General features: G+C 68.2%; 20 protein-coding genes and 1 tRNA gene. 15 read left to right on the top strand and 6 right to left on the bottom strand.

The annotated features are described in order from the left end of the window. Nucleotides 1–103: 103 nt before the first annotated feature. Together AKG07_RS01245 and AKG07_RS01250 are read left to right on the top strand one after the other, a co-directional pair. Nucleotides 104–1,198, top strand: a complete 1,095-nt coding sequence (locus AKG07_RS01245; RefSeq protein ID WP_082297770.1) for a YlbL family protein — start codon at nucleotides 104–106, stop codon at nucleotides 1,196–1,198. Between the two features lie 46 nt (nucleotides 1,199–1,244). After that, the gene (locus tag AKG07_RS01250) at nucleotides 1,245–4,139 is read left to right on the top strand and encodes a UPF0182 family membrane protein (RefSeq protein WP_053095604.1); all 2,895 of its coding nucleotides are present in this window, start codon (nucleotides 1,245–1,247) and stop codon (nucleotides 4,137–4,139) included. Nucleotides 4,140–4,290: 151 nt separating this feature from the next. On the opposite strand, the gene AKG07_RS01255 is transcribed toward AKG07_RS01250, so the two are convergent. Next, nucleotides 4,291–4,884, bottom strand: a complete 594-nt coding sequence (locus AKG07_RS01255; RefSeq protein WP_053095605.1) for a hypothetical protein — start codon at nucleotides 4,882–4,884, stop codon at nucleotides 4,291–4,293. Between the two features lie 218 nt (nucleotides 4,885–5,102). On the opposite strand from AKG07_RS01255, the gene AKG07_RS01260 reads away from it, so the two are divergent. Both AKG07_RS01260 and AKG07_RS01265 read left to right on the top strand, forming a co-directional pair. Further along, entirely contained in the window at nucleotides 5,103–6,422 is a 1,320-nt protein-coding gene (locus AKG07_RS01260) for a hypothetical protein (protein ID WP_053095606.1), read from the top strand. Nucleotides 6,423–6,426: 4 nt separating this feature from the next. Next, nucleotides 6,427–6,894 carry a hypothetical protein gene (locus AKG07_RS01265; RefSeq protein WP_053095607.1) on the top strand — a complete coding sequence of 156 codons (468 nt, stop codon included), beginning with the start codon at nucleotides 6,427–6,429 and terminating at the stop codon, nucleotides 6,892–6,894. A 120-nt stretch (nucleotides 6,895–7,014) separates the two neighbouring features. On the opposite strand, the gene AKG07_RS01270 is transcribed toward AKG07_RS01265, so the two are convergent. Further along, nucleotides 7,015–7,088: transfer RNA gene (locus AKG07_RS01270), tRNA-Met, on the bottom strand. A gap of 79 nt (nucleotides 7,089–7,167) precedes the next feature. On the opposite strand from AKG07_RS01270, the gene AKG07_RS01275 reads away from it, so the two are divergent. Then, entirely contained in the window at nucleotides 7,168–7,989 is an 822-nt protein-coding gene (locus tag AKG07_RS01275) for a carbon-nitrogen hydrolase family protein (RefSeq protein WP_053095608.1), read from the top strand. Nucleotides 7,990–7,999: 10 nt separating this feature from the next. Here AKG07_RS01275 and AKG07_RS01280 read toward each other — a convergent pair whose 3' ends face one another. Beyond that, complete coding sequence (locus AKG07_RS01280) at nucleotides 8,000–9,199, bottom strand: aminotransferase class I/II-fold pyridoxal phosphate-dependent enzyme (protein WP_053095609.1); 1,200 nt, start codon at nucleotides 9,197–9,199, stop codon at nucleotides 8,000–8,002. A 100-nt stretch (nucleotides 9,200–9,299) separates the two neighbouring features. On the opposite strand from AKG07_RS01280, the gene AKG07_RS01285 reads away from it, so the two are divergent. The 3 genes from AKG07_RS01285 to AKG07_RS01295 are packed head-to-tail and all read left to right on the top strand — an operon-like array spanning nucleotide 9,300 to nucleotide 13,632. Continuing rightward, nucleotides 9,300–10,892, top strand: coding sequence for a S1C family serine protease (locus AKG07_RS01285; protein WP_053095610.1), 1,593 nt, complete (start codon nucleotides 9,300–9,302; stop codon nucleotides 10,890–10,892). Between the two features lie 53 nt (nucleotides 10,893–10,945). After that, the gene (locus tag AKG07_RS01290; RefSeq protein ID WP_053095611.1) at nucleotides 10,946–12,199 is read left to right on the top strand and encodes a CDP-glycerol glycerophosphotransferase family protein; all 1,254 of its coding nucleotides are present in this window, start codon (nucleotides 10,946–10,948) and stop codon (nucleotides 12,197–12,199) included. After that, entirely contained in the window at nucleotides 12,196–13,632 is a 1,437-nt protein-coding gene (locus AKG07_RS01295; RefSeq protein WP_053095612.1) for a CDP-glycerol glycerophosphotransferase family protein, read from the top strand. Before AKG07_RS01290 ends, AKG07_RS01295 begins: the two co-directional genes overlap by 4 nt. A 21-nt stretch (nucleotides 13,633–13,653) precedes the next feature. Here the strand turns inward: AKG07_RS01295 and AKG07_RS01300 are convergent, their stop codons facing one another. After that, complete coding sequence (locus tag AKG07_RS01300) at nucleotides 13,654–14,679, bottom strand: glycosyltransferase (RefSeq protein ID WP_053099055.1); 1,026 nt, start codon at nucleotides 14,677–14,679, stop codon at nucleotides 13,654–13,656. 153 nt (nucleotides 14,680–14,832) lie between these two features. Here AKG07_RS01300 and AKG07_RS01305 point away from each other — a divergent pair, with 153 nt between their 5' ends. The 6 genes from AKG07_RS01305 to AKG07_RS01330 all read left to right on the top strand — a co-directional run bounded on the left by AKG07_RS01305 (nucleotide 14,833) and on the right by AKG07_RS01330 (nucleotide 20,729). Further along, nucleotides 14,833–16,116, top strand: coding sequence for a CDP-glycerol glycerophosphotransferase family protein (locus tag AKG07_RS01305; RefSeq protein WP_053095613.1), 1,284 nt, complete (start codon nucleotides 14,833–14,835; stop codon nucleotides 16,114–16,116). A 1-nt stretch (nucleotide 16,117) separates the two neighbouring features. Next, the gene (locus tag AKG07_RS01310) at nucleotides 16,118–16,882 is read left to right on the top strand and encodes a biotin--[acetyl-CoA-carboxylase] ligase (protein WP_233277300.1); all 765 of its coding nucleotides are present in this window, start codon (nucleotides 16,118–16,120) and stop codon (nucleotides 16,880–16,882) included. A 57-nt stretch (nucleotides 16,883–16,939) separates the two neighbouring features. Next, nucleotides 16,940–17,494 carry a PH domain-containing protein gene (locus AKG07_RS01315; protein WP_053095615.1) on the top strand — a complete coding sequence of 185 codons (555 nt, stop codon included), beginning with the start codon at nucleotides 16,940–16,942 and terminating at the stop codon, nucleotides 17,492–17,494. Next, a complete protein-coding gene (locus AKG07_RS01320; RefSeq protein ID WP_445928294.1) occupies nucleotides 17,457–18,701 on the top strand; it encodes a 5-(carboxyamino)imidazole ribonucleotide synthase in 1,245 nt (414 codons plus the stop codon). Before AKG07_RS01315 ends, AKG07_RS01320 begins: the two co-directional genes overlap by 38 nt. Before the next feature lie 109 nt (nucleotides 18,702–18,810). Further along, on the top strand, nucleotides 18,811–19,278 hold the full coding sequence (purE, locus tag AKG07_RS01325; RefSeq protein WP_053099056.1) for a 5-(carboxyamino)imidazole ribonucleotide mutase: 468 nt from the start codon (nucleotides 18,811–18,813) through the stop codon (nucleotides 19,276–19,278). Then, nucleotides 19,275–20,729: an LCP family glycopolymer transferase gene (locus tag AKG07_RS01330; protein WP_053095617.1), complete on the top strand. Its 1,455-nt coding sequence runs from the start codon at nucleotides 19,275–19,277 to the stop codon at nucleotides 20,727–20,729. The genes purE and AKG07_RS01330 overlap by 4 nt, the downstream gene beginning before the upstream one ends. A gap of 189 nt (nucleotides 20,730–20,918) precedes the next feature. On the opposite strand, the gene AKG07_RS01335 is transcribed toward AKG07_RS01330, so the two are convergent. Both AKG07_RS01335 and AKG07_RS01340 read right to left on the bottom strand, forming a co-directional pair. After that, the gene (locus AKG07_RS01335; RefSeq protein ID WP_053095618.1) at nucleotides 20,919–21,500 is read right to left on the bottom strand and encodes a hypothetical protein; all 582 of its coding nucleotides are present in this window, start codon (nucleotides 21,498–21,500) and stop codon (nucleotides 20,919–20,921) included. 143 nt (nucleotides 21,501–21,643) lie between these two features. Beyond that, the gene (locus tag AKG07_RS01340; RefSeq protein ID WP_053095619.1) at nucleotides 21,644–23,404 is read right to left on the bottom strand and encodes a DUF4012 domain-containing protein; all 1,761 of its coding nucleotides are present in this window, start codon (nucleotides 23,402–23,404) and stop codon (nucleotides 21,644–21,646) included. A gap of 109 nt (nucleotides 23,405–23,513) precedes the next feature. On the opposite strand from AKG07_RS01340, the gene AKG07_RS01345 reads away from it, so the two are divergent. Then, entirely contained in the window at nucleotides 23,514–24,587 is a 1,074-nt protein-coding gene (locus tag AKG07_RS01345; protein ID WP_053095620.1) for a glycosyltransferase, read from the top strand. The last annotated feature ends 3 nt before the right edge of the window (nucleotides 24,588–24,590 follow it).

Raw genomic sequence — 24,590 nt, forward strand, 5'->3', positions numbered from 1 at the left:
AGCACGCCTAAAGCCGTGGCATCTACGCTAGTCACAGGATCGGCCGCGAGACCCCGAAGCGGGCAGATCGCTGTACGCCGCCCGCGAACGACGGAGGAACCCTGTGGATCGAACCCGGTCTGTCAAGCTCGGACTGGGAGTCTGGGCGCTGGTCGTCGCGTTGATCGCGCTCGTCGTGCTGACCTTCCTCCCGACGCCTTACGTGATCCAGCGCCCGGGCCCGGTCTACGACACCCTCGGCACCGCGGCAGGAGCCGACGGCGAGCAGGTTCCGCTCATCCAGGTCGACGGCGCCGAGACGTTCGAGACCGGAGGGACTCTCGACCTCACGACCGTGCAGGTCGTCGGAAACCGTGAGCGCACCCCGAGCTGGTTCGAGCTCGCTCTCGCGTGGATGGACTCCTCACGAGCGGTGGTGCCTCTCGACTCCGTGTTCCCCGAGGGGGTCACGACGGAGCAGCGCGACGAACGCAACGCGACACTCATGGTGGACTCGCAGCACGAGGCGACCGCGGCAGCGCTCAACGAGCTGGGCTACGACACCGGAGCCGAGGTCGTCGTCCAGGAGGTCGTCGAGGATGCACCGGCCGAGGGAGCGCTCGAGGCGGAGGACGTCATCACCGCCGTGGACGGCGCCGCGGTGACCTCCGCGAAGCAGCTGCGTCAGGCGATCCAGGATGGGGAGGGCGCGCCGGTCTCGCTCACCGTGCAGCGCTCCGGCGAGGAACAGGTGGTCGAGGTGACGCCCGTCGAGCAGACCGACGGTGACGTGACGACGTGGGTGATCGGTGTCACGTTGCGCACGGACTACGATTTCGAGATCGATGTGACGCTCCAGCTCGACAACGTCGGTGGACCCAGCGCCGGGATGATGTTCGCGCTCGGCATCATCGACACCCTCACCGAAGGGGAGTTGAACGGCGGCGAGAACGTCGCCGGCACCGGCACGATCGAGGCCGATGGGACGGTCGGGCCGATCGGCGGCATCCGTCAGAAGCTCTACGGTGCCCGTGATGCGGGGGCGGAGTACTTCCTCGCTCCGTCGACGAACTGCGACGAGGTCACCGGCCACGTGCCGGACGGACTGACCGTGATCAGCACCTCGACGCTGGAGGAATCGCTCGACGCGCTCGAGGTGATCGCGGACGGCGGCGACGTGGGATCGCTCCCGACCTGCGACGTCGTGACCTCCCCGTGACAGGTATGACAGCCGCAGCACAGTAAGGCGTGCCTAGGATGGGAGGGTGACCTCGACTTCTGCACCGAACCCGGCCACTCCCCGAACCTCGCGAAGAATCTTCGGTATCTCGCTGGCGATCATCGCCGCGCTGATCGCCGCCTTCTTCGTCTTCGCGTCGCTCTACACCGAATTCCTCTGGTTCGACCAGGTGGGCTTCGCGGGAGTGCTCACCACCCAATGGTTCGCCACGGCGGTGATGTTCGTCGTCGGATTCCTCGGCATGGCCGTGCCGCTGTTCGTCGCCATCCAGCTCGCGTACCGACTGCGCCCCGTCTACGTGCGGCTCAGCTCGCAGCTCGACAGGTACCAGGAGGTCATCGAGCCGCTCCGCCGCCTCGCGATGTGGGGCATGCCGATCTTCTTCGGCCTCTTCGCCGGCTTCTCGGCGGCCAGCCAGTGGAAGACCGTCTGGCTCTGGGCCAACGGCGTCGCGACCGACGCCACCGACCCGCAGTTCGGCGTCGACACCGGCTTCTACATGTTCGCGATGCCGTTCTACTCGATCCTGCTTGCTTTCGTGTCTGCGGTCCTGCTGCTCACCCTCATCGTCACCGCGCTGGTGTCGTACCTCTACGGGTCGGTCCGCATCGGTCAGGGCGAGCTGCGCATCTCGAAGCCCGCACGCATCCAGCTCGCTGTGATCGCGGGTCTGTACCTTCTGGTTCAGGCGGCGAGTCTGTGGCTCGACCGCTACAAGACCCTCGTCGCACAGGACGACCGCATCGTCGGCCCGGCCTACACGGGCGTCAACGCCACGATCCCCGGCCTCGCGATCCTCGCGATCATCGCCGCGCTCGTCGCCATCCTCTTCTTCGTCACGGCCGTCATCGGCCGGTGGCGGTTCCCTCTCGCCGCGACCGCGCTGCTCATCGTCGCCTCGCTCGTCGTCGGCGTCGGATTCCCGTGGGCCGTCACCACGTTCCAGGTCCGCCCGAACCAGAACGCCTACCAGGCCGAGTTCTACCAGCGGAACATCGACGGCACCAAGGAGGCGTACGGGGTCGCCGACCTCGAGACCACCCCGTTCGAAGCCGAGACCGATGCCGAGGCCGGCCAGCTGCGTGAAGACGCCGAGACCACCGCATCGATCCGCATCGTCGACCCCAACGTGATCAGCCCCGCCGTGCGACAGCTCGAGCAGTACCGCGGCTACTACCAGTTCCAGGAGAAGCTCGACGTCGACCGCTACGAGATCGGCGGTGAGATGCAGGACACGGTCGTCTCCGTCCGCGACCTCGACATGAACGGCGTCGACGTCACGAACTGGAACAACCGCGCCGCTGTCTACACGCACGGCTACGGCTTGGTCGTCGCAGCGGGCAACCAGCGCACGCCCGACGGCGAGCCGGTCTTCCTCGAGCGTGGCATCCCGTCCGACGGCTTCCTCACCCAGCAGGAGGAGTTCGAGCCGCGCGTGTACTTCGGCGAGAACTCGCCGGAGTACTCGATCGTCGGCTCTCCCGACGGAACCGATCCTGTCGAGATCGACTATCCGCGAGGCAAGGACGGCGCCAGCGAGACCAAGACGACGTTCGAGGGCGACGGCGGACCGAAGATCGGGAGCAGCTTCACGAAGCTGCTGTACGCGCTGAAGTTCCAGTCGGAGCAGATCCTGTTCTCGAACCTCGTGAACGACGACTCGCAGATCCTGTACGACCGCGATCCCAAGACGCGCGTGCAGAAGGTCGCCCCGTACCTCGAGCTCGACAGCGACCCGTACCCGAGCGTGGTGGACGGCAGGATCGTCTGGATCGTCGACGGATACACCACGAGCTCGACCTACCCCTACTCGACGAACGTGAGCCTGTCGGATGCGATCGCCGACTCGAACCTCCCGTCGCCGACGCTCGCGATCGACGAGATCAACTACATCCGCAACTCGGTCAAGGCCACGGTCGACGCCTACGACGGTTCGGTCACCCTGTACGCATGGGACGACCAGGATCCCGTGCTGCAGACCTGGCAGAACATCTACCCGTCGACGCTCAAGCCGGTGAGCGACATGTCGGCCGATCTGATGAGCCACGTCCGCTACCCGACCGACCTGTTCAAGGTGCAGCGCGACATCCTCGGCACCTACCACATCGACACCGCCGGCTCCTTCGCGCAGCAGGACAACCGCTGGCAGACGCCGAACGACCCGCGCAGCGAGCAGGTCCTGCAGCCGCCGTACTACCTGACGATGCAGATGCCGGGTCAGGATTCCCCGCGCTTCTCGATGTTCTCGACGTTCATTCCTTCGGCGCAGGGCGGCAGCAACCGTGACGTGCTGATGGGCTATCTCGCGGTCGACTCGGATGCCGGATCGGAGGCCGGCGTGAAGGCGGAAGGCTACGGCCAGCTTCGAATGCTCGAGATCGACACCGATACGACCGTGCCGGGCCCCGGCCAGGTGCAGAACACCTACAACTCGGACACGGCTGTGGTGCCGCAGCTCAACCTGCTGCAGCAGGGCGAGTCCGAGGTGCTGTACGGAAACCTCCTCACTCTGCCCGTGGGTGGCGGTCTGCTCTACGTGCAGCCGGTGTACGTGCAGTCCTCGGAGGGCACCAAGCTGCCGCGTCTGCAGAAGGTCCTCGTGGCCTTCGGCGACAAGGTCGCGTTCGAAGACACGCTGACCGCCGCGCTCGACACCCTCTTCGGCGGTGATGCCGGTGCGACCGGTGGAGACGATGAGGTCGAGCCGACCGAGCCCGACCCGGACACCGGTGAGGTCCCGACCGAGCCGACGGTGCCGACCGACGCCGAGGCCGAGGCTCTTGCAGCCGCGCAGCAGGCGCTGACCGACCGAGAGGCCGCATTGAAGGCAGGCGACCTGACCAAGTTCGCCGAGGCCGACAAGCGCCTCACGGATGCCGTGAACACGCTGCTCGGCCTGGAAGCCGCCTCGGGGGAGTAACAGCCCCGGCCCCGTCTGCACACGATGCCGTCCCTCGTTCGCGAGGGGCGGCATCGTCCGTTTCTGCCGACGCCCGCGGAGGCAGGTGCCGGGCGCGACGAGCAGTCCGCTGACGCCGTCTCGATCCGTCCGCGCCGATCAGCCCGGTCGGTCAGTCCGCGTCGTAGCGGCAGGTCACGGAGCCCGTGCCGCTCTGCTCGACGACCAGCTCGTCGTTCCACAGAATCTGACAGCTCACGGTCGAGTCCGTGTCGTCGTCCGGGGCGGTGACGACGATCTCCGCCGAATCGCCGGTCGTCGTGTACTGCTTCCAGCCGCTGGAGGCCCACTCCTCGTCGTACGCCTGTGTGTCATCGGCGAAGGAGACCGCGAATGCGGGTCCGCCCGTGGCACGCACCTCGACGTGGTTGAGGCCGTTGCCGGCGAGGACGCCGACTGCCATCACGACGACGAGAATGAGATCGACGATGAGGGCGACCGCTGCGACGACGACGGCCGCCGTTCCCGTGCGAGCGACCGCGGAGCGTCTCGCTCGACCGCCCAGCAGGAGAGCGACGATCGCCAGCAGCGCGGCGGCTGCTGCGACCGGGAGCAGGGCCGGAACGGGCACGAGGAGCACGATCAGTGCGACGGAGATCAGCAGAGCCACGGCGCCGATCCAGAGGCTGACGATCGCGCGCCGCGATGAGCCTGATGCGAGCGCGGGACGGTTCCCCGCGGCGCTGTCGGGAGTCTGCGTCATCATGGACCTCCGGGTCATTGTTTCCACCGACCGCGCCGCCGTCGACGGTCGCGCCGTTCGGTGGGACAGTCTAACGAGTGGATCCGAGGGCGATGCGGGTGTCGTCTGGTCGCGAGCGAAGGAGTCCGGGAATCGATTAGTCTCTCGGTGGAGCCGCCCCGACGCGTCGAGAGATGTCCGGGCGGCACTTCACGGAAATCGAGACTGGAGGGGATCGAGATATGCCTGACTATTCGGAGTTGCCGGACATCATCGGCAAGATGAAGCGCGCCGCGATCGACTGTTTCATGGCGGACCAGGGCTTTCACCCGAACTGGGGAAATGACCAGATCTACGCGAAGTGGGGCTTCATGCTCAACTTCTACAACCGGCCGAATGCCGCAGGCGAGGGCGGGGGCGACGGCAACGGCGTTAACCACTCGGTCGCACCGGCTTTCGACGACATCCGGGCCGCGATCGATGCCCGCGTGTCGAAGTGGCTTGATCTGCCGGACGGCGGCGACGCCTGCGAGGCACCGGCGAGTGCGACCTCGGCGGCAGCCGCGATCCTCGGCACCTCGGGCGCGGGTGCGTCGGTGCAGAACACCGGTGCGATCGGCACAGCCAACGACTCGGTGCACGAGATGATGGCGAACAAGATCGAGGGCAGCTTCAAGCCCGCGTTCATCGACAAGTACTACATCCAGTTCCAGTCCGTCACCCACGGCCTGGGGGACGCATGCGTGATCCTCCAGCTCAACTACAGCGCTCAGGCCGCCATGTGGCCCGCCGCGCGACAGGACGTCGTGTCGATCTGCGACAGCGCTCGCGCCGCCTGGGACCAGAAGGCGGGGAACGCCGCTGCGGCCAACGGGACGCTCGTGCTGACCGTCGTCGGAGCGGTGGCGGGCGTCGTATCCGCGATCGTGACGGCCGGCACGGGCACGGTGGCCGCAGCAGCCGTGCTCTCGGGAATCGCCGGCGCGGCCAGCAGCGCCGTGCAGGGGATCGCCCGCAACGTCGTCATCGAGGGCAACACCTATTCCGACATCCTGTCGTCTCTCGACGAGGCGCTCGGCAATCTCGATAAGGCGCTCGAGAAGCAGGAGAACGAGCTCAACGACGCGATGACCGAAGCCGCGAGCATCATCCGCTCCGACAACGCCACCTACAATCTGGACGCGTTCGCTCTCGGCCCGTACCCGGTCGGTGACGGCACGATGAGCATGGACAGGAGCAATGCGACCGTGGTGTCGAACAGCATGGGCCGGATCGATACGGAGCTCGCCAGTGCCGCAGCGGCGCTCGGCAGCGCGCCGGCGTCGAACCCGACTCCCCGCGGCGCCGGCGTCGGGCGCTCGTCGAATGGCACGCATTACGCGGCGAGCGACCTCTACGCGCTGACGGCGCGCTGCCTGGCGCTCACCGTGGCCGAGTATGCCCGAGGGCATCAGCTGTTCGACGCGACTGTCGAGGACTTCTTCTCGTCGGATTCCGCGGCTTCGCAGGAGGTCTCGCGCCTCCTTGCCGAAGAGATCCTCAGCGCGAATCTGGGGGTGTGAGCTGATGGAGAGCCGTCATCTCGGACAGATCACCCTCGACGGCGGAACCGGAGGAGGCGCGATGAACGGCTCGGTGCCGTTCGACGGAGATGATGTGCAGGTGCGCATCGAGATCGACTATCCGGACCGCTTCGACGAGTCCGTCCTCAACGACGTCGATATGGTTCTCGACAATCTCGCCTTCCTCGACGAGATGGCGCGCACCACCATCTCCGAGGGAGTGCAGCGCGACAGCTCACCCGCGGCGAGTGTCTTCCGCACCTGGGAACAGGGCCGGGTCGGGGGCGCCTCGGCGGGCGACTTCGTGGACGCGCTCTCGGTCGCGCGCGTTCTCATCCTGCCGGACGGCGGAACCGCGAACAGGGACCGCGTCGTGATGAGCTACGTCGCGGCCGGCGCGGCGGCGCTGGGCAGCGTCCGAGTCAAGTTCGTCGAGCCGACCGGTCCTGAGCTCACACTCAGCTACCGCTGACCCCTCGCAGCCGAGCGATCTCGATGTCGCTCGGCTGCGAGGCCGGCGTGAGGTACACATGCGAAAGGCCCCTGATCGGAATATCTCCCGATCAGGGGCCTTTCGTGTGTCGCATTCTCGTTGCGGGGACAGGATTTGAACCTGCGACCTCCGGGTTATGAGCCCGGCGAGCTACCGAACTGCTCCACCCCGCGGCACGATCAATAGCCTAACACGCGAATCAGGAGTGCGCGAATCGAGGCCGCGAGGACGCGTGTGCGAGAGGATGGGAGCATGCCAGAGACCCCCGCCGTGCCCGCCGCTGTGCCCGTCGCCGTCTGTCAGTTCGCCCCCACCGCCTCCCGCGCCGCCAACCGTGATCGGATCGCGGAGCTGACGGCGGAGGCCGCCGCACGCGGTGCCAGGCTGGTCGTGTTCCCCGAGTACTCGAGCTACTTCGTGGATCCGATGGACGCCACTCTCGCCGAGAATGCGGAGCCACTCGATGGTGAGTTCGTGTCGACACTGACTGCGCTGGCCTCCGACTACGCAGTGGTGATCGTGGCGGGGCTGGCCGAGCAGGCCTCGGACGCCGCTCATGTGAGGAACACGGTGGTCGCGGTGCGCGGCGACGGCATCCTCGCGACCTATCGCAAGCAGCACCTGTATGACGCCTTCGGCCAGACCGAGTCCGACTGGGTCGAGGCGGGGGAGGTCGGGGGAGCTGCGACGTTCGAGCTCGCGGGCATCCGATTCGGACTGATGACCTGTTACGACCTGCGATTCCCCGAGGTGTCGCGCACTCTGATGGATGCCGGCGCCGACGCCCTGGTGGTGCCGGCCGAGTGGGTCCGCGGTCCGCTCAAGGAGCACCACTGGACCACGCTGCTGGCGGCACGCGCCATCGAGAACACCGCGTACGTGATCGCCGCCGACCACCCGACCCCGATCGGCGTCGGGCACTCGCAGATCGTCGATCCGCAGGGCGTCGTGCTCGCCGGGGTGGGAACGACCGAGGGCATCGCGGTCGCGACAGTCGAGCGGAGCACGATCGATCGCGTGCGGGCAGTGAACCCGTCCCTGCGCGGGCGCCGCTACGCCGTCGGTCCGCGCTGAACGGGAGCGTTCAGAAGCTCGTCGCGAGCCTCGTCGCCGCGTCCTCCAGGATCTCGACGCGTTTGCACGCCGCGAAGCGGACGAGCCCGGCGTACTCGCGTCGGCGTGACTGCGACACGAAGGCGGTCAGCGGGATCGCGACCACTCCTGCGCGTTCGGGAAGTGCGCGGCAGAACTCCGCGGCATCCGCTCCGCCGAGCGCTGACGCGTCGGCCACCGTGAAATAGCCGCCCTGGGGCGGATGCACGGTGAACCCGGCGGCGCGCAGGCCGGCGCCGAGTATCTCGTGCTTGCGCGCCAGCGTCGACGCGGCACCCGCGAAGAACGCATCTCCGAGGCGCAGACCCACGGCGATCGCCGGCTGGAACGGCGAGCCGTTCACGTATGTCAGATACTGCTTCACGGTCAGCACAGCGGTGATGAGATCGGCGGGGCCGTGCACCCAGCCGATCTTCCAGCCGGTCGCGGAGAACGTCTTGCCTGCCGACGAGATCGTGAGCGTGCGCTCGGCGGCACCCGGCAGGGTGGCGACGGGGGTGTGCGGGATCTGGAAAGCGAGATGCTCGTAGACCTCGTCGGTGACGATGATCGCATCGTGCAGGTCGGCGAGACGGACGACCTCCGAGAGCACCTCGCGACCGAAGACGGCTCCGGTGGGGTTGTGGGGGTCATTGACCAGGATGATGCGCGTGCGGTCGGACACCGCGGCCGCCAGCTGCTCCAGATCGGGCTGGAAGTCCGGTGCTCGCAACGGCACCGTGCGCAGTCGTGCGCCAGCGAGAGCGACCGCCGCCGCGTAGGAGTCGTAGTACGGCTCGAAGACGACGACCTCGTCGTCAGGACCGTCGATGAGGGCGAGCAGCGTCGCGGTCAGCGCCTCGGTGGCACCGGCCGTCACGATCACCTCTGTGGAGGGGTCGACCTCGAGCCCGTAGAAGCGCCGCTGGTGTTCGCTGATCGCGGCGAGCAGGTCGGGGTTCCCTCTTCCGGGCGGGTACTGGTTCACCCCGCGAGAGATCGCGTCCCTGGCAGCGTCGAGCACCTCTGCAGGACCGTCCTCGTCGGGGAAGCCCTGGCCGAGATTGATCGCACCGGTTCGGGCCGCAGCAGCGGACATCTCTGCGAAGATGGTGGGCGCGACGGTTCCGTCTGGTGCGAGCAGACCGGCTCCCGCTGCCGTGCGCCGCCATGCGCCGGGGATGACACTCATGAAGAACAGGCTAAGGCCATAGGTGAAACTCATCTTCGCCATACGAAACGCACAGATACAGGCGTCACTCTGAGAGGGCGTTGTTGAAGGAGCACACACCATGAACGAAGACAGCACCCAGGACCACACGGCACCTGCGTCGAATGACGCAGCGCCGTCCACCGAGGCAGCAGAGGTCGTCGACCGTTCGACGACGGATGCCGCCGCTCAGACCCCCGGCATCGTCGCCGCCCCGGGGCCATATCAGGGACACCACGTTCCCGCGACGTTCACATCGTCACCCGCGGCGGCATTCGAGGCGCCGACCGCCCCTGTGGCGCCGGACGCCCAGACCGTCCCCCAGCAGTACCTCGGAGCGCCGGGTCACCACCCTGGCCACGCATCGGGCCCGGTCGGCGGACCGGCCGCGGCCTCTCCCGGTGCGGCGTTCGGTCTGCACACCGGAGCTCAGGCCGGGCAGCCGGTCGACGGCTCCGTCAAGGTCAAAGAGCAGAAGCCGCGCGCCGGAGTGAAGTTCGCCGCGATCGTCGTGGCGGCTGCGCTCGTCGGCGGTGTCGCGGGCTTCGGCGGCGGAGCGATCCTCAACGGGATCTCCGACCAGAGTTCGACGGGCGTCGCCCAGGGTCCCGAGACCATCACCGTCAACAACCCCGGCTCCGTCAACGAGACGACGGCCGTCGCGACCGCGGCGCTCCCGTCGGTCGTCACCATCGAGGTGGCCGGCTCCGATCAGGGCGGCAGCGGATCGGGCGTCATCATCAGCGACGACGGCTACGTGCTCACGAACACTCACGTGGTGACGCTCGGCGGCGCAGTCGCCGATCCCACGATCCGCGTCACCACGTCGGACGGCCGCATCTTCTCGGCGACCGTCGTCGGGACCGACCCGATCTACGACCTCGCCGTCATCAAGCTCGAGGACGCGACAGATCTCACCCCGATCGACTTCGCAGACTCCTCCAAGCTCAACGTGGGGGACACCGCGGTGGCTCTGGGCGCGCCGCTCGGCCTGTCGAACTCGGTCACGACCGGAATCGTCAGTGCTCTGAACCGCAGCATCCAGATCGCGTCGTCGGCGCTTCCGGACTCGTCCTCGGAAGATGCTCCGCAGAACGAGCAGCAGACGCCTGAGGAGGGCGAGGGCCCGTTCCAGTTCGATCTGCCCGGCAACACCTCGCAGCAGACGTCGGAGTCGATCTCGATCGCCGTGATCCAGACGGATGCCGCCATCAACCACGGCAACTCCGGCGGAGCGCTCGTGAACAGCAAGGGCGAGCTCATCGGCATCAACGTCGCGATCGCGAGCTCCGGGAGCTCGGAGGAGTCGGGATCCATCGGGATCGGCTTCGCCATCCCCGCGAACATCGCTCAGCGGGTGTCGGAGGAGATCATCGCCGACGGCGCAGCCACCCATGGCCTGCTCGGGGCGTCGGTGCAGGATGCGGCCAGCGTCAAGGATGCCGACGTGTCGGGTGCCTACATCGCGGATGTCACCGGTGGCGGCGCTGCCGCGGCCGGCGGGCTGGAGGCCGATGACATCGTGACCGCGTTCAACGGCGTGCCCATCACGAGCGCCAGCGACCTCACGGCGCAGGTGCGGGCGGCAGCCGGGGGCAGCGACGCGAAGGTCACTTACATCCGTGGCGGCAAGGAATACGAGGCCGATGTGACCCTGGGCGACCTCGCCGGCTGACTCCGGCAACCGTGCTCACCGAGAAGGACGCCACCCCGCGATAGGCTCGCGGGGTGGCGTCCTTCTCTTTCGGCTCCGGCAATGCGGCCAAGCTGCTTCGGATACCGCTCTACCTCGCCGGACGCGCCGGCACCCTCGTGATTCCGCGCGGCGCCCGATGGGTGTTCGGGTGCGGTGCTGGCGTCGGGGATGGGGCTCTCGCCCTGCACCGTGTCGCCGCAGCAGAGGGGCACGACACCGTGTGGCTCACGTCCTCCGATCGGGAAGACCGCGATGCCGCGGCGCTCGGCCTCCGCACGATGCGCAAGGGCAGCCTGCGAGGGTGGTGGGCGACGGCGCGTGCCCGCGTCGTCGTCGTCACGCACGGCCTCGGCGACGTCAACCGCTATGCGGTGTCCGGTGCCTTCGTCGTGCAGCTCTGGCACGGCATCCCCCTCAAGCGGATCGGATTGGACTCACCCGCGACCACGCAGGTCCCGGACGTCCCCGGTGCGCCGCTGCTGCGTCGTCTCGTCGGCTTCCTGTACCGCCGAGCCGCTCAGCGGATCCGAGTCTTCCCGGCCGCATCGCACCGGTCGAGGGGTCGGCTCGAGTCGGCCTTCGCGCTCGGCGACGGCCGCGTCGTCGTCACGGGCGAGCCGCGCGTCGACGTGCTGTCCGCAGGCGACCCGACCGAGCGTCGGGCCGCCGCGTCCGATGCGCTGGCGCGCGTCGTCGGCGAATTGCCGACCGCATCTCGGACGATCCTCTACGCCCCGACCTGGCGCGACGGAGCCGATGATCCCGCAGTCCCGTCGGCGACTCAGTGGGTGCGGATCATCCAGATGCTCGAGCAGCGGGATGCCGTGCTGCTCGTTCGCTCCCACCCGCTCGGAGAGGGCGGGTATGCGCCTCCGCTGCCCAGCAGAAGGGTGCGGATGCTCGGCTCCGGCCTGCTGACCGACGTCACGCCGGTGCTGCCGGCGATCGATGTGCTCATCACCGACTACTCCTCGATGGCGTACGACGTGGGACTCTTGAGAATGCCGGTGCTGTTCCTCGCTCCCGACGCCGAGGACTACGCGCGGACGAGAGGCTTCTACGGTCGGTTCCAGGACGTCGCCGGCGACGACGCCGCGACCGGCTGGGACTCGCTCTTGCCGCAGCTGTCTGCACTTCTGGACGACGAGGACCTCTTCTCTGCACGCGCCGAGCGTTCGGATACGCTCAGCGCGGAGATGCACGCCTTCCGCGACGGCGGCAACACCCGGCGCGTCTACGAGACAATCCGTGCGCGGGGGATCCCCGCGCCGAAGGGAGCAGCATGACCACGGCCCGGATCGATGAGGCGGCAGAGACGCTGGTCATCGCAGGCGCCGGCCAGCGCCCCACCACCGCCGAGCTGATCGGGCCGCGCGCCCGGGTCGGCGCGCGCATCACCGGCGGAGGCAAGACCTGGAAGGCGACGTTCCCGCTGCGCGCAGCACGGTGGGGCGGCCCTGAGCTTCCCCTGCCGACTGGGGACTACGAGCTGCACATCGCCGACGTGGAGCTCGGTGATCTCCTCGTCGCAGCGGAGGTGCTGACCGGCGTGCGCGTCGCCGTCGACGGGACGACCGTGCGCATCGCGGCCCCGATCGATCCCGCCTATGAGACGAGCGAGGGGCAGGCGACGCTCGAGGGCCGCTACCTCGCGCATCCCGGGGCGACCGAGAACGCCGTCTTCTTCGAGAGCTTCTACGGACGTGCCGTCGGCTGCAACCCGCAGGCGATCGACCGCGCCTTGTTCGCGCAGGCGCCGGACGTCACGCGCTACTGGAGTGTGGTCGACCTGTCGGTGGCGGTTCCCGACGGGGCGATCGCGGTGGTCGAGGGCAGCCCGGAGTGGTGGCGTGCCCGCGCGGCATCCCGCCTGCTCGTGGTCAATGACTGGCTGCGCCGCCGCTTCGCTCGCAAGCCCGGCCAGAAGGTGCTGCAGACCTGGCACGGCACGCCCCTGAAGCGGCTGGCGCTGCACCGTCCGGGGTTCGCTCCTCGACGGATGGCGGCGGTCATCAAGGAGTCTCGACGCTGGGACGTGCTCCTGGCACAGAACACCTACTCCGAGCGCATTCTCCGCAAGGCGTACGCATTCTTCGGACGGCCCATCTGGGTCGAGGGATATCCGCGGAACGACGCTCTGGTCACCGGGGATGCCGCAGCGATCCGCGCGGACCTGGGCATCGCCGACGGCGAGCGCGTGCTGCTGTATGCGCCCACCTGGCGCGACGACCGACCCGAGATGGTCGACTTCATCGACGCGGAGGCGCTCGCCAGGCAGACGGACTCCGTCGTGCTCGTGCGCGGCCACTCGCGCACGATCGACACGGGACGGGACCGAGCGGGCGCTCGCGTGATCGACGTCACCGGATACCCCGAGACCTCGCAGCTTCTGCTCGCCGCCGACGTGTTGATCACCGACTATTCCTCGGTGATGTTCGATTTCAGTGTCACGGGCAAGCCGATGTTCTTCCTCGTGCCCGACCTCGACCACTATCGCGGAGAGCTCCGTGGGTTCTACTTCGATCTCGAGACCCGCGCCCCCGGCCCTCTGGTCCGCACGCAGGATGAACTGGTCGCGGCACTCGCCGACGGCGAGCACGGGAACGTCTATGCGGAGCGATATCGTGCCTGGCGGGCGCAGTTCAACCCGCGGGATGACGGTCGCTCCGCCGAGCGGGTCGTCGCGCGGATCCTGGACCAGGGGTACGTCACCCGGTGAGCCGGTCGGCGGTGCGGCGCGTCAGGGGAGTGGCGTGTTGCGGGTGCCGAGTCGGGACGCGTCGACCGTGTCGCGGGCGCCGCGCAGCACGCCCTCGATGAAGCCGAGGCCCCAGGAGAGGTGCATGGTGGGCAGAACCAGCAGTGTCCACAGTCTCTGGCGCAGCCCGCCACCGCCGGGAAGGCAGGCGACGCCCACCACGAGCAGCAGATACGCCACCAGCGGCAGATAGACCACGGCCCCGACGACGAGCGAGAGAGCGCCGGAGAGGATGCCGGTCAACTGCAGGACGCCGGTGAGGAGAGCGGCCGCGACGAGGACGACGAGCGCCGGGGGAGCGAAGTACCGGATGCCGTTGCGGCGTCCGTATCGTCGCACGAGTTCGCCGCGCCACGCGCCCGTGGCCCGGAACTGACGGGCGAGGCGCAGCCAGCTCTCGCGAGGCCAGTAGGTCACCGAGAGATCGGGATCGAACCAGACGAGATGTCCTGCCTGGCGGATGCGGAGGTTGAGCTCCCAGTCCTCTCCGCGACGTATCGACTCGTCGAAGAGCCCGACCTCGTCGAGCACCGACCGACGCATCACGCCGAGGTAGGCGGATTCGGCCTCGCCCTCGTGGGTGCCGCCGTGATAGGCCCCCCCGCCGAGGCCGACGGGGGAGTTGTAGAGGCGCGCGACGGAGGTCTGGAACGGCGTGCGCCCGTCAGCGCGCATCACACCGCCGACGTTCGCGGCACCCGTGCGTTCGAGAGTCGCGAGGGCGAGGGCCGCATAGCCCGGAGCGAGTTCGGAATGGGCGTCGACGCGGACGATGGTCGCGAAGCGGCTGGCCCGGATCGCGGCGTTCAATCCGACCGGGATGTGAGCTGCGGGGTTGTCGACGAGCCGGATCCGCGCGTCCCCGGCGGCCAGGCGCTGAGCGAGTTCTGTCGTGCCGTCGGTGGAAGGCCCGAGCGCGAGCACCAGCTCGGCCGGGACAGTGAGCTCCTGCTGGAGCACGGAGGCGACTGCGTGCTCCAGATAGGCGCGCTCGTTGAGCACGGGCATGACGAAAGACACTCCGTTCTCCGGGGCGGCGATGTCGTTGTCAGGCACATGACGATCATGGCATGCGCTTCTCGCGCGTTCGCTGATTCCCGGCACCGGTGATCTCGGAAGGCGTCAGGCGGGGCGAGCCGCCGCACTCGGTATCCTGGAGGGATGGGTGCTGTGTCCGATGCGAAGAAGGCCTACCGTCTGCTGAAGCGGGCGCTCGCCTCGCGCAAGGCTGTGCAGCGAGTGCGGCGGCGCCTCGCCGAGCGCGAACCGCACCCGCCGGAGCACTACCAGGTGGCGGTGTACTTCGCCGACGGCGACGTGAACATGTACCAGATGCGGCAGTGGTATCGCCCTCTCGTGGAGCTGTCGAAGCACTGGCCCGTCGTCGTGCTGTCCCGGTCGGCGACGGGCGCCGACAAGCTGCTCGACGAGGACGGTCCTCCCGTCGCCTTCGTCCCTACGATCCGTGATCTCGAACGCTTCCTCAGCACGCAGGACATCCGTGTCGTCCTCTACGTGAATCAGAACACCCGCAACTTCCAGATGTTCCGCTACGGCAGGCGCTGGCACGTGTTCATCAATCACGGCGAGTCGGACAAGATGTACATGACGACCAATCAGTACAAGGCGTACGACTACGCCCTGGTCGCAGGACAGGCTGCCCGTGACCGCCTGTCACGGACTCTCTGGGACTGGGACATCGATCGACGGACGATCGAGATCGGCCGGCCGCAGGCCGACCACTACTCGGGCACGCTGCCGTACGTTCCGGACGAGCGCACCGTGGTGCTCTACGCCCCGACGTGGGAGGGCGACCGCCCGAGCGCGCACTACGGGTCGATCGCCACCCACGGCGAGACCCTCGTCACGACGCTGCTCGCATCGGAGAGGCACCGCGTGATCTACCGCCCGCACCCGCGAAGCGGCGTGATCGACGACGCGTACGGTGCCGCGCACCGACGCATCATCGCCGCCATCGCGGCCGCCAACGCCGCGGATACGTCCGCACAGCACGTCTACGACGACGGCGCGGAGCTCGGATGGCAGCTGGCCGCCGCCGATGTCGCGATCGTCGACATCTCGGCGATGGTCTACGACCGCCTCGCAGTAGGCAAGCCGCTGATGATCACGCGGCCGGCCGACGAGAGGGCATCGATCGACACCAACGGCTACCTGTCGGACTGTGAATGGCTCGACGCCGGCGCTGCGGGTGACATCGTCGCCGAGGTGGAACGCGTGCGTGCCGACGAGGTCGCCATCGCGAGGCTGCGCATGTGGGTGCAGCACTACTTCGGAGACACGACCCCCGGAGTGGCCACGGAGAAGTTCCACGCCGCGATCGCGCAGCTCATGCAGAAGTGGGATCGTTGGCAGGCGAACGAGATCGGGGCAGTGCGCACCGATGAGGACGATGACGACGAAGAGGCCGACGAAGAGGAGGTCTGACGTGGACCTTCCACTCACTGCCGCGGTCGCCTCACGTCTCGAGGTGCTGACCGAAGCAGGCTCGACGAACGACATCTTGAGCGAGCGAGCGCGCGATTCGCCGTCGACGCCGCACCTGTCCGTTGTCCTCACCGACAACCAGACGGCGGGGCGCGGCAGACTCGGCCGCTCCTGGACATCCGCGCCTGGCGCATCGCTCGCCGTCTCCGTGCTGCTGCGTAGGCTGCCCTCAGCGGCGGATTCGCGAGGCTGGATCCCGCTCGCGGCCGGAGTGGCGATGGCGGATGCGATCGCCGAACAGCTTCCCGACCACGACGTGGCGGTCAAATGGCCGAACGACATCTTGGTCGACGGTCGCAAGATCTGCGGAATCCTGGCGCAGGCGACTCAGGATGCCGTCGTCGTCGGAACCGGTGTGAATACGGCGATGACAGGGTCGGAGCTTCCGGTGCCGACCGCGACGTCCTTCGCGATCCTCGGCGTCGAGGCCGACGCCGACAGGCTTCTCGCCACCTACCTGCGCGCACTCGATCAGCTGGTCGCCGAGCTCGCGGGAGCGGGCGACGCCGTCTCGAGCGGTCTCCACGCCGCCGCGACCGAGCGGTGCGCCACGATCGGTCTCGACATCAGGGTCTCCCTTCCCGGCGACTCCGTCCTCGTCGGAAGAGCCACCGGACTCGACGTGGACGGTCGGCTCGTCGTGCAGGCGGAGGGCTCCGACACGTCGATCTCTGCCGGAGATGTGGTGCACGTCCGTCCGGCGTGAGTCTGACACGCCCGGCGCGCGAGCCGCGATGTCGGCGGTTGCGGGCACAATGGAGGGGTGACTCAGCCCGTGACTCTCGGCGGAAGGCCGACGATGCCACCGCCGGGTGCGCCCGCGGAAGAGCTGCTCATCGCCCGGTTCCGCACTCACGCCCGGAGGCTCTTCTGGTCGGCGCTCGTGCTCATCGCCGTCTTCGGTGCGACGTCCTTCTTCTACGACAACCTCCCGGCGCCGTTCGAGAACTGGATGCTGCTGAGTGCAGCCGGAGCGATCGTCCTCCTGCTGGTCGTCGTGCCCTGGGTCATCTGGTACTCGCGCTCCGTTACTCTCACCACGCGGAGGGTCATCGTCAATCACGGTGTCGGCGCCCGCAACCGGCGGGAGATGTCGCACGCTCGGGGATACACGATCGGCGTCCGCCGCGGCATGATCCAGCGGATGTGGGGCGTCGGAACGATCACCCTCTCGAACGGGGTCGATGCGCCGTTGCGTCTGCCCAATGTCCCGAACGTGACGCTCGTGCACGAGACACTGGCCGATCAGATCGAGGTGAGCCAGATCCTGGCGCACCGCGATGCGCAGTCAGGTCACGACGGCACTGCCGGATTCTGAGCGCGGTACCGCGTCGGGCGGGACGCGTGAACGGCGCGCGCGCCGATGCGCGAGAATGGTCAGGACGAAATGGAGGCGGCCCATGGCGCTGCGCGTTGGTGTGATCGGTGGAGGCCAGCTGGCTCGGATGATGATCGCTCCGGCGGTCGAGCTCGGACTCGAGCTGAGGGTGCTCGCTGAGGACGAGGGGATGTCCGCGCAGCTCGCCGCGACGGCGGTCGGCGACTACCACGACCTCGAGGTCGTCCGCGCGTTCGTCCGCGACGTGGACGTCGTCACCTTCGACCACGAGCACGTGCCGCAGGAGGTGCTGCGGGCACTGGTCGCAGACGGGGTCGCCGTGCACCCGGGGCCGGACGCCCTGCAGTTCGCCCAGGACAAGCTCCTGATGAGGGCGAGGCTCGAAGAGCTCGGGGTTCCTCAGCCGGACTGGGCGCCGGTGCGCGACTCCTCCGAGCTGCAGGCATTCCTCGACGAGCACGACGGGCAGGGTGTCGTGAAGACCCCCCGCGGCGGATACGACGGCAAGGGAGTCCGCGTGGTCCGAGAGGCCGGCGAGGCTCAGGACTGGTTCGACGGGCTCGCCGACGGCGAGGCGCTGCTGGTCGAGGAGCTGGTCGGATTCGTGCGCGAGCTCGCGCAGCAGGTGGCTCGTCGTCCGGGCGGCCAGATCGTCGCCTACCCGGTGGTCGAGACGGTGCAGCGCGGGGGCGTGTGCGCAGAGGTGATCGCGCCGGCGCCTCATGCGGCCGAGCGCCTCGTCCGGGTCGCCGAGGAGATCGGTCGATCGATCGCGGAAGGACTCGGGGTCACCGGGATGCTCGCGGTCGAGCTCTTCGAGACCGACGATGAGCGCATCCTCGTGAACGAACTCGCCATGCGTCCGCACAACAGCGGCCACTGGAGCCAGGACGGCGCAGTGACCGGGCAGTTCGAACAGCACCTGCGCGCTGTCGCGGACCTGCCCCTCGGCGACACCGCGCCTCAGGCGGCGTGGTCCGTGATGGTGAACATCCTCGGAGGGCCGCAGACCGGCACGCTCGGCGACCGTTTCGCCGGAGCCATGTCCGAGCATCCGTCGGCGAAGATCCACACCTACGGAAAGAGCCCGCGACCGGGTCGCAAGGTCGGGCACGTCAATGTGACGGGCGACGACCTCGATGACGCGGTGTACGTCGCGCGCGCCGCGGCGGCGCACTTCGACTGAGCGTGCGGTCAGGGGTGTGCCGTTCGGGGTTTCTCCCAGCACCAGACCGTAGCCTGAGTGGGTGACTGAGCCACTGCACTCCTCCACCGCGCCCCTCGTCGGCGTCGTCATGGGTTCCGACTCCGACTGGCGCGTGATGAGCGACGCCTCTCAGTCGCTGAGCGACTTCGCTATCCCGCACGAGGTGGAGGTCGTCTCGGCGCACCGCACCCCCGACAAGCTCATGCAGTACGCGCGGGAAGCGCGCGGTCGCGGCATCCGTGTGATCATCGCAGGTGCCGGCGGGGCCGCTCATCTTCCCGGGATGCTGGCCTCGATGACCGCGTTGCCGGTCATCGGAGTCCCCGTTCCGCTCGCGTACCTCGACGGGATGGACTCGCTTCTCTCCATCGTGCAGATGCCCGCCGGAATCCCGGTCGCGACGGTGTCGATAGCGGGAGCGCGCAACGCGGGCATCCTCGCGGCGCGGATCCTCGGCACCTCCGACGACGACCTCGCCGATCGTGTCGAGGCCTACGCGCTCGACCTCGAAGCGCAGGTCGAGGAGAAGAACGATCGGCTGAAGGGGTCCCTGTGACCCTTGCGCCGCCGCGAGGTACGGCGCGACCATTGATCGAGAGCCGCCCGATCCGGCATCCGAACACCGCCGATGCGGGGATGATGACCAAACGCGGGTGGTGGCTGGTGCTGCTCAACCTGCTGGTGCCCGGTTCTGCCCAGGTTCTCGCCGGCAATCGCAGGCTCGGACGCTTCGGTCTCGGGGCGACGCTGACCGCATGGCTGCTCGTGATCGTGGGCGCAGGGCTGGCGTTGTTCGCTCGTCCTGTACTGCTGTGGCTCACGGTCGGCGGAGGCTGGTTCTCCGCGGTCATCCTGACTCTCGTCCAGGTGCTGCTGATCGCCTACCTCGTGCTGTGGGTGGTGCTCACCTTCGATGTGCTGCGGCTCGTCCGACTGGTCAGGGTCCCGGGCCCGTCCAAGTTCGCGATCCCACTCGTCGCCCTGCTTCTGCTCGGTCTCGTCGGAACCGGAACGGCATACGCGGCGTCGTACGTCGGCACAGCCCGGGGAACGATCAGCACGATCTTCGGACAGAGCGGGCCCAGCCTGCCGCCGAGCGAGGGGTATTACAACATCCTGCTGCTCGGAGCGGACAGCGGCGAGGGCCGAGACTCGATGAGGTTCGACAGCATCTCGGTGGTCTCGGTGAACGCGACCACCGGCGCCGTGACGATCACCGGGATCCCGCGCGAGCTGCCCAATGCACCCTTCAGCGAGGGAAGCCCGATGCAGGCTCTGTATCCGAACGGCTTCGAGGGTCACAGCTCCAGCGCGTGCGGCTGGAACGGCTGGATGAACCACGTGCGCAATGCCGCAGAGATCTGCCGTGACGACAACGGCACCGGCCTGTACCCGGACGCCGCATCGCACGGTTCCGATCCCGGCATCGAGGCGACCAAGGATGCGGCGGAGGGCGTTCTCGGCATCGAGATCCCGTACTACGTCTTCGTCGACATGCACGGCTTCGCTGCGCTCGTCGACGCGCTCGGCGGTGTGGACATCACTGTGACGGAGCGGCTGCCCAAGGGTGGCCCACCCGAGGGCACCGACCCGTATGACGTCGACGCATGGGCGATCGGGTGGATCGAGGTCGGCGAGCAGCACATGGACGGTGACACGGCGCAGTGGTATGCGCGATCGCGGTACACGACGAGCGACTGGGATCGGATGAAGCGCCAGCGCGAACTGCAGGAGGCGATCCTCGCGCAGTTCACCCCGCAGACGGTGCTCACGCGCTTCAACGAGGTGGCCGCCGCGGGTACCGCGCTGATCAGCACCGATCTGCCTCAGGACAAGCTGCCCGAGTTCTTCGACCTGATGACGAAGGCCCGGGAGCAGACCGTCGCCACGATCGAGCTCACTCCTGACAACGGGGTGGACGAGCACACCCCTGACTACGGGTACATCCACGAGCTGGTCCGGCAGACGCTGCACCCGCCGACGGAGACGCCGACGCCGACTCCGTGATCGGTGACGTCGATCGGGATGTTCTCCCTCGAACGGCCGGTGCACATGAGTGAGCCCACGGCCGCCACCTGAGAGTGAAGGTGGCGGCCGTGGGCCTCCGGTTCAGGACCGGATTCACCAGACGACGGTGATCGGAGGGGGAGGGATCACCGTCGTCCAGTCGGTTCCCGCTGAAAGCGGGGACCTGACCTAGGCGCGCTTACGGCGCGTGACGCCTGTGGCGACGAGAACTCCACCAGCCACCAGAGCAGCTGCCCCACCTCCGAGAACCCACGGCGAGACGCTGCCGCCCGTGAGGGCGAGCTCGAGCCCGCCGCCGGTGAGCGGAAGCTCCGTGCCCGCGGCCGCGACACCGGGATCGTGGTCGCAGCTCACCGCCGAATCGTGGCCGTGCGAGACGGTGATCGTCGCCGTGTACGACCGCGACCCGTCGAAGGCGAGTGCGTAGGAGCCCTCGCCGTCGGCCGGCGGGCGGAAGGTGACGACGAGGCTGCCGTCCGCCGCGGCCGTGTTGCCCGAGACAGCGGAGTCGCCCGCGTTGAGGCCAGAGACCGACACTCCGACGTTCTCAGACGGCAGGAAATAGCCTGCGCCGAAGACGACGGTGGACACTTCGCAGATGTCGATGATCGGATCATCGACGCTCACCCGCGGCGTGCCGGCATACGAGTCGGACTCGGTCGGAACGACCGGTGAGGCGGAGGCGACAGCAGGTGCCATGAGCACGAGTACGCCAGCGGTAAGGCTGATGGCAGCCAGTTTCTTCAGCATGATTCTCCCCAGAAATACACGCGGAATCGCCTTCGGATACACCCCTGCATCCGACTGCGTGAGCTCTTCCTGTCCCCACGACAGAATTGCAGAACTCAGATATTCCCCAGTGAGAATGACCCTACATCATCGAAACAGGAAAGTCACGACGCGCAACGCAGTTGTTCGCGGGACACGTCGGGTGCGGTGACCATGGGCGTGTGATCGACCACCGTCAGTCGTTCTCCGGCGCCGGTTCCCTGATATTCGACGGTGATCGTCGACGATTCGCCCGGAGCCAGCAGCACCTCGTGCTGAACGGCGGAGCGGGAGCCGAGCAGAGCCGTTTGCACACTGACCTCTTCTCCGTCGCGATCGATATGAGACGGGGTCGCGCCCTCGGGGCCGTACACGGTGATCAGGGTCCTGGTCGACCCGGCGGGTACTCCGTAGAACCCGTTAGCGGTCACGTATGGCGGCAGCGCCGTCCCGGCGTCCGCGGGCGCGTCGTTCTTCCAGGTCACCGTCACCTGCGTGGTCGGTTCGCCGTCGCACGTGCCGATCGACGTCGTGATGGCCGCGTCCGCGTAGAAGTCCATCTTCCCGCCGGTCGTGTCATTGAAGAGCACGCCGACGTGGGTCTGGGGGCCGTCCTCGGGCAGCGCCCCGCCGAGCGTCGACGCCGACAGGATCGCCTCTTCGTCCTCATGCGCGCTCCAGATGCGGATGCGTCCCTCGTCGGCCGACTCGGCGAGGGCGGCGACGAGATCCTTCGGGGCCGCTTCGGTCAGTGCAGCGGACAGCAGCGCTCCCGCCGCCTGGGAGAAGATCTCATCCTGCGCCGCCGGATCGGGCACGCTGGCGTAGATCTCCGAGATCAGCAGGCCCACGACGGTGTCTTTCGTCGCGCTGAACGGCCCGAAGGTGAGCGGGCCCGTGGCTGCGACGAGGTTCTCCGTCATCACGGCGTCGACCGCGATGACGCCATCGATGGGGTGCCCGAATCGGTTCTGCCACCGCGCCGCGATCGCGGGGCCCGCTTCGGTGAAGTCCGGAATGCTCGTCAGGTTCTGCATATACCGACCGGGGCTGTCCTCGAAGAGGGCGACGGTCGACTCGCTCAACGGCAGCGGCGTGTCGAGGGAGGGGAAGTCCGGAACGGAGGCCTGCTGCACGAGCGTGATCCGGCCGTTCTCGGCGTGCAGCAGGGCGATCGCCCCGATGATGCCGCCGGACGATCGCAGCTCGGCATTGTTCTGCATCGCGAGCACATAGTTGCGGGGACCCTCTCCGCCGAGCATGCTCGGCAGCAGCGCGGACGCTCCATGCAGCGCTCCCACGACGGTGGCAGCCTGCGTGACGGCCGATCGCATCTCTCGCACGGCATCGGCGAGCGGAGGAATCGTCGCGCCCGCGTCGATGTCGAGCGCTCGCGTCTCCGCAGAGGTCAGCGTGGCACTCGCCTCAGCCAACGGGGGCTCGATCTGCGCGAAAGGCGTGAGATCTACCACTCCGCCGGAGAGTCCCAGACTCGCCAGATCGAGTTCCTCAGCGGCGGCCAGCACCGGAACGAGCGCGTCCGACGCGACGTCGTCGGCGATCTCGGCGACGTCGCTCACCGCCGAGAAGTTCGGTCCGAGCCAGGGCAGCAGACCGAAGCCTGACCAGATCGGATCGGATGTCAGGTCGTGCGCGGACCGTGCGTGGTGAGCGATGCGCGCAGAGAGCGTTGCGGCTGTGTCGAGGTCGCCCTGCCCGATCGCCTGCTTGAGCTTCGACGACGCCGCCGAGACCTGCTGCAGATCGTTCACGGCTCCGATCCCACGGATGCCGACCCAGCCGATCGCGAGCACGACGAGGGTCACGATCGCGCCGATGGTCCACCGCAACCATCGACGACGTACAGGCAGGCGTCCGTCACTCACCCCTGCATTCAAGCACGAAGCGAGATATCGGCGGCGAACGGCCCCGCAATCCTCCGCGCACCCGGTGCTGCTCCCAGGTTCGGGGCGGGTGGGCGATTACTGTTGTCGCATGGGTGCTCGGCTGCGTGTTGTTCTGGATCAGCTGACGCATGTCGTGCACGCGGACCACGCCTCAGCGGCGTCGGACCTCACCGCTGCGCTCATCTCGACCGCCCCCTCCGGGTGCGAGGTCGAGGCCATCGTCCCGTCGGGCGTCGACGTGCAGATCCCGGGTCTGGTCGACGTGCGCAGACTGTCACTCGCGCGGCGCGAGCTCGCGGCGTCCTGGCAGTTGGGCATCGTCCCCGGGGTGGGCGGGGGGCTCATCCACTCGCCGACCCTGATGGCTCCGCTGGTGCGTCACGACCGCCTACACGACCTCGATCAGACGACAGTCACGCTGTGGGATCTGCAGGCGTGGGACGAGCCGGATTCGCTTACCAAGTCCGTGGTCGCCTGGCAGCGGGCGATGCTGAAGCGAGCCGTCAAGCACGCGGATGCCGTCGTGGTGCCCTCCCACTCGGTCGGTGAGCGACTGGCGGAGATCGCGAAGCTGAGCGGACGGATCCGCGTCATCCCTGGGGCCGCCCCAACTGCTCTGGTGATGCCCCTCGACGCGCGAGAACGACGAGCCGCTCTGTCCCTGACGGAAGGGTATGTGCTGCTCACCGGATCGGCGCAGTCGCTCGAGCACGGCTTCCGGGCAGCTGTCGCATCCGGCGGGGATGCCGTCGTGCTCGACGCTCCGGAGGGGGCAGAACCGCGACTCGTCGAGGTCGCAGTGGCCGCAGGGCTGCCTGAAGCGCGGGCCCACATCCGCGGCGCACTGTCGACGGAGGATCGGGCGGCCGTCTTCGCCGGGGCGTCGGCGCTGGTCGCGACCAGCCCACGCGCTGCGTGGCCATGGCGTGCGGTCGAGGCCATGACCCTCGGTGTGCCGGTGGTCGCCGTCGACAGCGGAGTCCATCGGGATGTGATCGCTGACGGGGGCGCGATCGTGCCGTCGACCGAGATGGCCGAGGCCGTCGTCGATGCGGTCGGAGACGGCGCACGGCGTCTGAGCGTGCTCGGCGCGGATCGATCGAGGTCGTTCTCCTGGCTCGGCGCGGCCGAGCGTGTGTGGGGACTCCACGCGGATCTCTGAGAC

The sequence above is a fragment of the Microbacterium sp. CGR1 genome, from assembly GCF_001266755.1.
GTDB lineage: Bacteria > Actinomycetota > Actinomycetes > Actinomycetales > Microbacteriaceae > Microbacterium.